This is a genomic window from Desertihabitans aurantiacus (genome assembly GCF_003344635.1).
Taxonomy (GTDB): Bacteria; Actinomycetota; Actinomycetes; order Propionibacteriales; family Propionibacteriaceae; genus Desertihabitans; species Desertihabitans aurantiacus.
Genome location: NZ_QPKK01000124.1, coordinates 1 through 11,118, shown reverse-complemented (window position 1 = coordinate 11,118; position 11,118 = coordinate 1). Strand labels below are relative to the sequence as shown.

Here is an 11,118-nt window from a genome sequence, read left to right as displayed (position 1 = left end):
CCGCCGGGCGGCCGGGGCGGGCGCGCGCCGGTGGGCGAGATCGGGGCGTGGCTGCACGAGCCGGTCGGGGCGGTCGTGCGCGCCGGCGGGATCGCGCTGCTGGCCGGGCAGCTCGACCTGCACCTGGTCGACCCCGGGGTGGCCTACCTCAGCAGCCACCACCCGGTGACCTCGCCGTTCGTCGACTCCTTCCGGGTGGTGGAGGTGCTGCCGTGGCGGGAGAAGGACGTCCGGGCCTGGCTGCGCCGCCACGACATCGGCCGGCTGGAGATCAAGAAGCGTGGGCTCGAGCTCGACCCGGCCCAGCTGCGCCGCCGGCTCAAGCCGTCCGGGACGGCGGAGATCACCCTGCTGCTCACCCGCACCCCCGCCGGCGCCCGCGCCGTCCTCGCCACCCGCGAGCCCTGACGCCCACCCCCCGCCCGGTTCGAGGTGATAACGCGCTCCGGCGCGTCCGCTGATACCTCGAACCGCGGGGGAGGAGACGGCCGTCGGGGGGAGGGGGCAGCAGGATGGCCTCAGGCGGCGGTGAGGCTGGCGCGCTCGATCACCCGCTGGAAGACCAGCTCGGCCGCCCCGACCAGCAGCAGGTCGCTGCCCAGCGCGGCCCGGACCACCGACACCGACTCCCAGGACGGCCGCAGCGCCTGCGCCCGCAGCGCCTGCAGCAGGTGCTCCGGGGCCCGCTCGAAGAGGCTGCCGAGGAACCCGCCGAGCACCACCCGCTGCGGGTTGAGCGCGTTGACCATGTCGCGGACGCCGAGGGCCAGCGCGTCGAGCTGGCGCAGCACCTCCGCCTGCAGGGCCTCGTCCTCGACGTGGTGCAGGGCGTCGGTGAGCACGTCGTCGCTGGCGCTCTCCAGCCCGAGCAGGTCGAGCAGCCGCTGCCGGCTGACCCAGGCCTCCAGCTCCTTGGGCTCCGCCCCGGGCGGGGCGACCTGGGTGTGGCCGAACTCCCCGGCGTATCCCTCCGCCCCCATCACCAGCTCGCCGTTGATGATGATGCCGCCGCCGATGCCGCTCGGCCCGCCGTTGAGGTAGAGCACCTGGGTCGCGTCCTGTGCCGCGCCGAAGAGGTGCTCGGCCAGCACGCCGGCGTTGGCGTCGTTGGCGGCCAGCACCTCCAGCCCGGTGGCCTCGCCGAGCATGGTGCCCAGCGGTTCGTCGCGCCACTCCAGGTGCGGGGCCCAGCGCACCAGCCCGTCGGTGGCCCGCACCAGACCGGGCACGGCCAGGCCCAACCCGGCCAGCTGCCACGGCCCGGCGGCGGCGTCGAGCACCCCGCGGACCAGCTCGACGGCCTCCGCAGCCGACGGCGGGTGACCGGTCTCGCAGCGGAACCGCCGGCGCACCGCACCGGCCAGGTCGACCACCGCCACGGTCACCGCGTCGGTCTCGGGGACCACGGCCAGCGCGGCCACCTCGGGGCTGCAGCGCACGATCGGGCTGGGACGGCCGACCTGCCGGGTGGGGTCGGGGTCGTCCTCGACCACGAGCCCGCGGCGCACCAGCTCGGTCACCAGGGCACCCACCGTGGAGCGGTTGAGCCCGCTCTCCCGGGTCAGCTGGGCCCGCGAGGCGGGTCCCCCGCGGTGCACCCGCTCGAGCAGCAGCGTGAGGTTGGTCGTGCTGGGACGTGCGGTGCCGGCGCGCGAGGCCGTCAGCAGGTCGCTGGGGACCGTGGTCACCTCGCCTCCCTCCTCCGCCGACCGGTGGACGACGATTCTGGCCGACCCGGGGGCGACCGCTCCAGCCGTCCGTTGACAGCGGAGGAGCCCCCCCATATGTTGGGTGCGCCAACAATACCGTGGAGGGTTCGATGACGACCACACCGACACCGGCCGACAAGTTCTCGTTCGGCCTCTGGACCATCGGCTACACCGGTGCGGACCCCTTCGGCGGTCCCACCCGTGCCGACCTCGACGTGGTCCGGGCGGTGGAGAAGCTGGCCGAGGCCGGGGCGTGGGGGTTGACCTTCCACGACGACGACCTGTTCGCCTTCGGCAGCACCGACGCCGAGCGGCAGCGCCAGATCGACCGGCTCAAGCAGGCCATGGCCGACACCGGCGTCGTGGTGCCGATGATCACCACCAACCTCTTCTCCGCGCCGGTCTTCAAGGACGGCGGCTTCACCTCCAACGACCGCGCGGTGCGCCGCTACGCGCTGCGCAAGGTGCTGCGCAACATCGACCTGGCCGCCGAGCTGGGCGCGGAGACCTTCGTCATGTGGGGTGGCCGCGAGGGCGCGGAGTACGACACCGCCAAGGACGTCCAGGCGGCGCTGGCGCGCTACCGCGAGGCGGTCAACCTGCTCACCCAGTACGTCACCGACAAGGGCTACGGGCTGCGGTTCGCGATCGAGCCGAAGCCGAACGAGCCCCGCGGCGACATCCTGCTGCCGACGCTGGGCCACGCGCTGGCCTTCATCGAGACGCTGGACCGGTCCGAGCTGGTCGGGCTGAACCCGGAGGTCGGCCACGAGCAGATGGCCGGGCTGAACTTCACCGCCGGGGTGGCCCAGGCCCTCGACGCCGGGAAGCTGTTCCACATCGACCTCAACGGCCAGCGCTCGATCAAGTACGACCAGGACCTGGTCTTCGGCCACGGCGACCTGCAGAACGCGTTCTCGCTGGTCGACCTGCTGGAGAACGGCGGCCCCGGTGGAGGTGCGGCCTACGACGGTCCGCGCCACTTCGACTACAAGCCCAGCCGGACCGAGGACGACGCCGGCATCTGGGAGTCGGTGGCGGCCAACATGCGCACCTACCTGCTGCTCAAGGAGCGGGCCAAGGCGTTCCGCGCCGACCCGGAGGTGCAGGAGGCGCTGGCCGCGGCGAAGGTGGCCGAGCTCGGCCAGCCGACGCTGGGCGAGGGCGAGGGCTACGACCAGCTGCTGGCCGACCGCTCCGCGTGGGAGGACTTCGACGCCGACGCCTACTTCCATGGCTTGGGGTTCGGGTTCGTCCGGCTGCAGCAGCTGATGATCGAGCACCTGGTCGGCGCCCGCGGCTGACCCCGCGACCGTCCGTCACCGCACCGGGCCCCACGCGCACCAGCGCGTGGGGCCCGGTCGTGTTCGGGCACGTGGCCGCAGCGGGCTGGGCTCGTCGAGGCCCGGGTGCTCGCCCCCTTCGACCGGCTCAGGACGACGCTTCGACAGGCGTCGGGGCGTTGGGGTGGGTCCCGTGCCAGGGCGCCGTGGCTGCGTGTGCCGCGAGGCGGGGTCAGCCGGCGAAGGGGTGCAGCGCGGCGCCGCGGATGCCCGGGTCGAGGGTGAAGACCGCGCCGGCCTCGGGCTCCTCACCGTCGGGCAGGCCCTCGCGGGAGGTGGTGATGAACAGCCTCGACAGGTCCGGGCCGCCGAAGGCGCAGGCCGTGACCTGGCTGACCGGCAGCTCGACGACCTCGCTCAGCGTGCCGTCGGCGTCGAAGCGGACCACCCGCGAGCCGCCCCACAGCGCCACCCACAAGCCGTCCTCGGCGTCGATCGCCATCCCGTCCGGGGCGCCGTCGCCGGTCACCGCGGCGAAGCGTCGGCGGTCGCCGAAGGTGCCGGTGGCGGCGTCGAAGTCGAGGACGTCCACCTGCCCGGTCGGGGTGTCGTCGTAGAAGGCGCGCTGGCCGTCCGCGCTCCACTGCAGCCCGTTCGAGACGGTCACCCCGGTGAGCACGGCCTCGACCCGGTGGTCGGGGTCGAAGCGGTACAGCGTGCCGGCGCCGGGGGAGGAGTCGTAGGCCATCGTCCCGCAGTAGAACCGGCCCTGCGGGTCGCACCCCCCGTCGTTCATCCGGACCGCCGGGTCGTCCAGGGCGGGGGTCTCCTCGCCCTGCTGGACGAACGCGTCGTCGACCAGGGCGAACCCGTGCTCCAGCGCGACCACGAACCCGCCGTCGCGCCGCGGACGCAGCGCCGCCGCGACGGAGCCGACATGGTTCCGCTCCGGCTGGTCGGGACGGGTCAGGTCGACGACGACGCCGGCGAGCATGTCGACCACCAGCAGGCGCTCGCCCCGGGCGTCCCAGACGGGACCCTCGCCGTGCACGGTGCACGGTGCGGTCAGCTGCTCGGCACGGGTCATCCGGCCACCTCCTGGATCGCGCGGACGCTGACATCGGTGGTCAGCACCGGACGGGAACCTACCCGCCGCAGCGGGCCGGTGAGGGTGAGGGTGGCGCTGCCGGTGAGGTCGCCGAGCGAGCGGCCGACCGACAGCTCCAGCTCGCCGGGCTCGACCACCCGGACGCGCTCCAGGCCGGTGAAGGAGAACCGGTCGGTGTGCAGCGCGAAGCTGACCTCGGTGCTGGCGCCCGGCTCCAGGTGCACCCGGGCGTAGCCGACCAGCTGGCGCACCGGACGGGTCACCTGCGCCACCGGGTCGGCGGCGTAGAGCTGGACCACCGTGGCCCCGGCCCGCTCGCCCGTGTTGGTCACGGTCACGGTGGCGGTGACGGCGCCGTCGGTGGGCACCTCGGTGGCGTCCAGCACCGGACCCGACACCTCGAAGCTGGTGTAGGAGAGCCCGTGGCCGAACGGGAAGGCGGCGGCGATGCTGAGGTTGCTGATCTTGTCGCCGTCCTGGCCCAGCGGCGGGGCGAGGTAGGTGTGCGGCAGCGCCGAGCCGGTGGCCGGCACCTGCACAGGGAGGTGCCCGCTCGGGTTGACCGACCCGGTGAGCACCCGGGCGATCGCGCCCGGTCCCTCCGAGCCGGGCAGGAACGCCTGCACGATGGCGGCGGCCCGGTCGACGAAGGCGCCCAGCGCGTAGGGGCGTCCGGAGACCACCACCAGCACCACCGGACGGCCGGTGCCGAGCAGCGCCTCGACCAGCGCGGTCTGGTCGCCGGGCAGGTCCAGGCCCGGGGCGTCCGAGCCCTCGCCGGACGTCCCCTTGCCGAACATGCCGGCCCGGTCGCCGACCACGGCCAGCACGACGTCGCAGTCGCGGGCCGCCTCGACCGCCTCGGCGATCTGACCGGTGTCCGGTTCGACCAGCGGGCAGCCGGGCCGCACGACGACCTCGGCCCCGGGCAGCTCGGAGCGCAGCGCCTCGGGCAGCGAGGCCACCTCGATGCCCAGCCCGAGCCCGGGGTGGCGCGGCAGCACGTGCAGCGGGAAGGAGTAGGCACCCATCAGCGCCGCCGGGTCCTCCACGCACGGCCCGACGACGGCGATCCGGGAGGTGTCGGGGGAGAGCGGCAGCACCTGCTGGTCGTCGGCCAGCAGCACCACCGACTCCTCGGCCAGCCGACGGGCGATGTCGCGGTTGCGCGGGCTGTCCAGGTCGACGTCGACCGGTTCGGCGGGCGTCCAGCCCTCGTCGAGCAGGCCGAGCTCGAGCTTCTGCCGCAGCACCCGGCGCAGCGCGACCTCGACGTCGGCGGCGACCTCGGCGTCGTCGAGGTCGAGCTGGGCGTAGCCGGCCAGGTCGGGCAGCTCGACGTCGATGCCGGCGTGCACGGCCAGCCGGGCGGCGTCGGCCACGGTGGCGGCAACACCGTGCTTGGCCTTGAGGAAGGGCACCGCCCAGTAGTCGGAGACGACGGTGCCGGTGAAACCCCACTCACCGCGCAGCAGGTCGGTGAGCAGCCAGCGGTCGGCGGCGGCCGGCACGTGGTCGAGCTCGGTGTAGCTGTTCATCACGCTGGCGCTGCGCCCGACCGTGACCGCCATCTCGAACGGTGGCAGCACCAGGTCGCGGAGCTCGCGCACGCCCATCGACACCGGCGCGTGGTTGCGCCCGCCACGGGAGGTGGCGTGCCCGGCGAAGTGCTTGAGGGTGGCGAGCACCCCGCCGTCCTGCAGGCCCTGCACGTAGGCGGTCGCCAGGGTGGCGACGACGTAGGGGTCCTCGCCGAGGGTCTCCTCGACCCGTCCCCAGCGGTAGTCGGTGACGACGTCGAGCACCGGCGACAGGCCCTGGTGGACGCCCACGGCGGCCATGTCGGTGCCGATCGCGTGCGCCATCTCGCGCACCAGCTCGGGGTGGAAGGTGGCGGCCCAGGCCATCGAGGTGGGGTAGACGGTGGCCTGGTAGGCGGTGAACCCGGTCAGGCACTCCTCGTGCACCACCGCCGGGACACCGAGGCGGGTGCGGGTGAGCAGGTGCTGCTGGGAGGCCTGCACCTTCGCCATCCCCTCCCGGGCGGTGACCGGGGCGGTGCCGAAGACGCGGGTGAGCTGGCCGATGCCGTCACGGACCGCACCCTCGAAGGTGTCGCGGCCGGCCGACATCACGTCCTGCATCGGCGCGATCACCTCGTCGGGGCTGCGGTGGTCGGCCCAGTGGCTGCCGAGCTGGGCCAGCTTCTCCGCCGGGGTCATGGCCGCCACGAGGGCGTCGATGCGCTCCTCGGCGGGCCGGCTCGGGTCACGCCAGATGGCGGCGGCGGTGTCGTGCGTGTCAGCGTCAGTGGTGGGCACGGGGATCCTCTCGACGCCCGTCACTCCACCACCCGGATTTTGTTGTGTCAACCAGCAAATGCGGTGCCGCCGCCGCGTCTCAGCCTGCGTCGAGCACCTCGCGCAGCCGCTCGGCGAAGGCGTCGGGCTGGCCCGGCCAGCCGTACTCGCCGTCCATGAACCCGCCGTGGTGGCTGGGGAAGACGGTGGCCTCCTGGCCGAGCAGCTCGGCGGCGGCGACCGCCGCCCGCCCGGTGAGGACCTGGCGCGACTCCTCGCCGACGGCGAGCACGACCCGGGTCGGCGCGGCACGCAGCGCGTCCGCGTCGGGCACGAAGTCGATGATCGGCTGCGAGCGCTCCGAGAGCAGCGGGTCCTCCCGCGAACCGTCGTCCTCGGCCGGCAGCCCGAAGGTGGCCGGATCGGGCGCCGGCCGCTCGAGGAACTCCTCGCCCAGCTCCCCGGCCTCGTTGCTCAGCACCATGAACGCGGCCATCCCGGCCCCGAACCCGCGGTCGCGGTAGGCCGCACGGACCGCGGCCATCGCGCGCACGACGACGTCGGCGTCCGGCAGCAGCCGGACCAGCGGCGGCTCGTGGGCCACCAGCGTCCGCACGTCGTCGGGGTGGGCGGCCACCAGCGCCAGGGCCGTCACCGCGCCGCCGCTGCTGGCGAACAGGTCGACCGGGCCGCCGACCTCGGCGATGAGCCGGTGCACGTCCTCGGCCTGCACCCGCGGGTCGGCGTCGACCCGGCCGTCGGAGCGGACGCTGCGCCCGATCCCGCGCGGGTCGTAGGTGACGGTGGTGCGCTCGGGCATCCGGGCCACCAGGGCACGGAACCCCGAGGCGTCCATCGGCTGGCCGATGAGCACCAGCGGCGGACGCCCGTCGGCGGTCGGCAGCGGGCCGTGCACGTCGTAGACCAGGGCGACGCCGTCGCCCTGCAGCGTGTGTGTCGTCATGGCGGTGCAGACCTCCCTCGGACGCCCGACTCATCGGTGCTGGCACTCGGCTTGACCGAGTGCTAACCCCCTTCTAGAGTCGGAGCTGGCACTCTCACCGTGAGTGTGCCAGCTCGGGACGGCACCCGCGACGACGCCCCGGCTGCAGAAATGTGAACACACCTGACACCCGTGAAAGGGGTTGACGTGGCAGTCACGATCAAGCCGCTCGAGGACCGCATCCTCGTCGAGCCGCTGGAGGCCGAGCAGACCACCGCTTCTGGCCTGGTCATTCCCGACACCGCCAAGGAGAAGCCGCAGGAGGGCAAGGTGCTCGCCACCGGTCCCGGCCGCGTGGACGACAACGGCAACCGTGTCCCGCTCGACGTCGCCGAGGGCGACACCGTGATCTTCAGCAAGTACGGCGGCACCGAGGTCAAGTACGACAACAAGGACCTGCTGCTGCTGAACGCGCGGGACATCCTCGCCGTCGTCACCAAGTGATCAGCACCAACTGAGGGAGTAACACACATGGCGAAGATCCTTCAGTTCGACGAGGAGGCCCGCCGCTCGCTCGAGCGCGGTGTCGACATCCTCGCGAACACCGTGAAGGTCACGCTCGGCCCCAAGGGCCGGTACGTGGTGCTCGACAAGAAGTGGGGTGCGCCCACCATCACCAACGATGGTGTCACCGTGGCCCGCGACGTCGAGCTCAGCGACCCCTACGAGAACCTTGGCGCGCAGCTGGCCAAGGAGGTCGCGACCAAGACCAACGACGTCGCCGGTGACGGCACCACCACGGCCACCGTGCTGGCGCAGGCCCTGGTGCACGAGGGCCTGCGGGCGGTCGCCGCCGGGGCCAACCCGGTGGGGCTCAAGCGTGGCATCGACCAGGCCGTGCAGGCCGTGGAGGCCCGTCTGGGCGAGCTGGCCCGCGAGGTCCAGACCACCCAGGACATGGCCCAGGTGGCCACCATCTCCAGCCGGGACTCCGAGATCGGCGGCCTGATCGCCGACGCCTTCGACAAGGTCGGCAAGGACGGTGTCATCACCGTCGACGAGTCGAACACCTTCGGCACCGAGCTCGAGTTCACGGAGGGCATGCAGTTCGACAAGGGCTACATCTCCGGCTACATGGTCACCGACGCCGAGCGCCAGGAGGCCGTGCTGGAGGACCCCTACATCCTCCTGCACTCGGGCAAGATCTCCTCGATGAGCGACCTCCTCCCGCTGCTGGAGAAGGTCATCGGTGCCTCGGGCACCCTGGTCATCGTGGCCGAGGACGTCGACGGCGAGGCGCTGTCGACGCTGGTGGTCAACAAGATCCGCGGCACCTTCACCTCCGTCGCGGTCAAGGCCCCGGCCTTCGGTGACCGCCGCAAGGCCATGCTCGAGGACATCGCGATCCTCACCGGTGGCCAGGTCGTCGCCCCCGAGGTCGGTCTCAAGCTCGACCAGGTCGGTCTGGAGGTGCTCGGCCGCGCCCGCCGCGTCGTCGTCACCAAGGACGACACCACCATCGTCGACGGCGCCGGGGACTCCTCCGCCGTGGCCGACCGGGTGGCCCAGCTGCAGGCCGAGATCGCCAACACCGACTCCGACTGGGATCGCGAGAAGCTCCAGGAGCGGGTCGCGAAGCTGGCCGGCGGTGTCTGCGTGATCAAGGTCGGCGCCGCCACCGAGGTGGAGCTGAAGGAGAAGAAGCACCGCATCGAGGACGCCGTCTCGGCCACCCGGGCGGCCATCGAGGAGGGCATCGTGGCCGGGGGCGGCTCCGCCCTCATCCACGCCGCCAAGGTGCTGTCCGACGGCCTGGGGGCCACCGGTGACGAGCTGGCGGGCGTCAAGCTCGTCCAGAAGGCCGTCGTCGAGCCGCTGCGCTGGATCGCCGAGAACGGTGGCGAGCAGGGCTACGTCATCACCTCCAAGGTCGCCGAGCTGGAGCCCGGTCAGGGCTACAACGCGGCCACCGGCGAGTACGGCGACCTGATCGCGGCCGGCGTCATCGACCCGGTCAAGGTCACCCGCTCCGCGCTGGCCAACGCCGCTTCCATCGCCTCGCTGCTGCTCACCACCGAGACCCTGGTGGTGGAGAAGCCCGAGGACGAGGACGAGGCCGCGCACAGCCACTGAGCCCGCGCCTCGTAGCGACACCGGGGCCCCGTCCGCACCACGCGGACGGGGCCCTTGTCATGTCCGTTGACGGCCCGGCAGTCCAAGGTCACGGATTTGTTGCGCTTCCCGCCATTTGTGTTGACGGGGTGGTGGGGCATGACGCACCATCGATCCGTCTCGCCCGTCCCGGGGACGGTGCGGCGAGGTCTCCCCGCGGCTCGTGGGGGGCGACAACGAAGTCGAGGGTGGGCCGTGTGCCGATCCCTCCGGGTGGAGGAGACGTCATGGGAAGCAACGGGCGCATGGAGCTGAGCCGGCGCAGTCTGCTGGGAGCCGCGGGAGGTCTGTCGGCGGTCGGGATGCTGGCGGCGTGCGGCGGCGGTGGTGGGGCCGGTGGCGGCGACAGCAGCGAACCGATCGCGTTCTGGAACATGCCGTGGGGTGGCGACCAGTTCAACCCCACCGACGAGGAGATCGTCACCGCCTACCAGCCGGCCGAGGGTCTGCCGCCGGCGACCTACCAGACCGTGCAGTGGGCCAACTTCACGCAGACCTTCTCCTCCGCGGTGGCCTCGCGGACCGGCCCCGCGGTCAGCTCCGGCGGTGGCACCCAGGCCTTCCTGTTCGAGAACCAGGGGGCCATCGCCTACGCCGACGACCTGCTGGAGTCCTGGCGCGGTAACGGGCTCTACGACGACTTCCTGCCGGGGCTGATCGACGCCATGCGCACCGACAACGGCTACGCCGCGGTGCCCTACAACCTCGACATGCGGGTGCTCTGGGTCAACCCCACCCTGCTCGAGGAGGCCGGGACCGAGGCGCCGACGGACTGGCAGTCCTTCCTGGACGCCTGCGAGGCGCTCAAGCAGATCGACGTCTACGGCTACGGCGACGGGTCCGGTTCGGGCCGGTTCACCGGCGGCCACATCCTGGTCAGCTGGATGATCGGCAACGGCGGTGGCCTGTTCAACGCCGACCAGCAGCCCGACTGCGTCACCCCGGCCAACATCGAGGCGATGGAGTTCGTCCTGGAGTGCGTGGCGAAGGGCTACGTCGACCCGGCCGCGGCGACCTACACCAGCGACAACGTCCAGGAGCAGTGGCGGGCCCGCCGCTTCGGGATGGGCTTCGACGGCGGTGGCCTGGCGGCGAACATCGGCGGTGAGGTGGGCAGCGAGATCGTCGTGAACTCCCCGCTCACCAGCCCGGCTGGCACGCAGGGGATGCTCTACTTCCCGAACAACATCATGATGTACCAGGACACCCCCAGCCAGGAGGGCTCGGAGGCGTTCCTCACGTACTACTACCAGAACATGGCCCGGCTCTGGACCGAGAACACCGGCATCGGGCTGCCGCCGCTGAGGTCGATCGCCGAGACGCCGGAGTTCCAGGAGAACCCGAACAACGTCAAGATCATCGAGGAGTACCAGCCGATCGCCCAGACGTGGGCGGCTCCCGGCGGCTCGGCGCTGTTCCAGGGCGTGACCAGCGTGGACGCCACGCCGATCATCGACACCTTCACCCAGCAGATCCTCACCGGCGCCACCGACGCCCGGTCGGCGCTGGAGGAGCTGCAGCGGGGCATCGAGGACACCATCGGCTGAGGCCGGCCCCCGTCCCTCCCGCCCACCCAGAGAAGAGACTCCGATGACCGACCTCG

The 11,118-nt window shown here is 72.5% G+C and carries 9 protein-coding genes; 5 read left to right on the top strand and 4 right to left on the bottom strand.

Annotated features, from left to right (window positions below):
* Positions 1–408 (top strand): THUMP-like domain-containing protein (locus DVA66_RS11290; protein ID WP_408608906.1); only part of this gene is annotated, 408 nt, incomplete at its 5' end.
* Positions 409–518: 110 nt separating this feature from the next.
* On the opposite strand, the gene DVA66_RS11285 is transcribed toward DVA66_RS11290, so the two are convergent.
* Positions 519–1,688 (bottom strand): ROK family transcriptional regulator, encoded by a 1,170-nt coding sequence (locus DVA66_RS11285; RefSeq protein WP_198671681.1) that lies wholly within the window; start codon positions 1,686–1,688, stop codon positions 519–521.
* A 131-nt stretch (positions 1,689–1,819) separates the two neighbouring features.
* Here DVA66_RS11285 and xylA point away from each other — a divergent pair, with 131 nt between their 5' ends.
* Positions 1,820–3,013 carry a xylose isomerase gene (gene xylA, locus DVA66_RS11280; protein WP_114560176.1) on the top strand — a complete coding sequence of 398 codons (1,194 nt, stop codon included), beginning with the start codon at positions 1,820–1,822 and terminating at the stop codon, positions 3,011–3,013.
* A gap of 211 nt (positions 3,014–3,224) precedes the next feature.
* On the opposite strand, the gene DVA66_RS11275 is transcribed toward xylA, so the two are convergent.
* The 3 genes from DVA66_RS11275 to DVA66_RS11265 form a co-directional block, all read right to left on the bottom strand.
* Positions 3,225–4,079, bottom strand: a complete 855-nt coding sequence (locus tag DVA66_RS11275; protein WP_114560175.1) for an SMP-30/gluconolactonase/LRE family protein — start codon at positions 4,077–4,079, stop codon at positions 3,225–3,227.
* The gene (locus DVA66_RS11270; protein ID WP_232821908.1) at positions 4,076–6,421 is read right to left on the bottom strand and encodes a glycoside hydrolase family 3 N-terminal domain-containing protein; all 2,346 of its coding nucleotides are present in this window, start codon (positions 6,419–6,421) and stop codon (positions 4,076–4,078) included. The genes DVA66_RS11275 and DVA66_RS11270 overlap by 4 nt, the downstream gene beginning before the upstream one ends.
* A 79-nt stretch (positions 6,422–6,500) precedes the next feature.
* Positions 6,501–7,364: an alpha/beta fold hydrolase gene (locus DVA66_RS11265; RefSeq protein ID WP_114560174.1), complete on the bottom strand. Its 864-nt coding sequence runs from the start codon at positions 7,362–7,364 to the stop codon at positions 6,501–6,503.
* Between the two features lie 186 nt (positions 7,365–7,550).
* On the opposite strand from DVA66_RS11265, the gene groES reads away from it, so the two are divergent.
* The 3 genes from groES (at position 7,551) to DVA66_RS11250 (ending at position 11,062) form a co-directional block, all read left to right on the top strand.
* Complete coding sequence (groES, locus tag DVA66_RS11260; protein ID WP_114127160.1) at positions 7,551–7,847, top strand: co-chaperone GroES; 297 nt, start codon at positions 7,551–7,553, stop codon at positions 7,845–7,847.
* A 27-nt stretch (positions 7,848–7,874) separates the two neighbouring features.
* Positions 7,875–9,476: a chaperonin GroEL gene (groL, locus tag DVA66_RS11255; RefSeq protein WP_114560173.1), complete on the top strand. Its 1,602-nt coding sequence runs from the start codon at positions 7,875–7,877 to the stop codon at positions 9,474–9,476.
* A 266-nt stretch (positions 9,477–9,742) separates the two neighbouring features.
* Entirely contained in the window at positions 9,743–11,062 is a 1,320-nt protein-coding gene (locus tag DVA66_RS11250; RefSeq protein ID WP_114560172.1) for an ABC transporter substrate-binding protein, read from the top strand.
* Positions 11,063–11,118 lie beyond the last annotated feature (56 nt).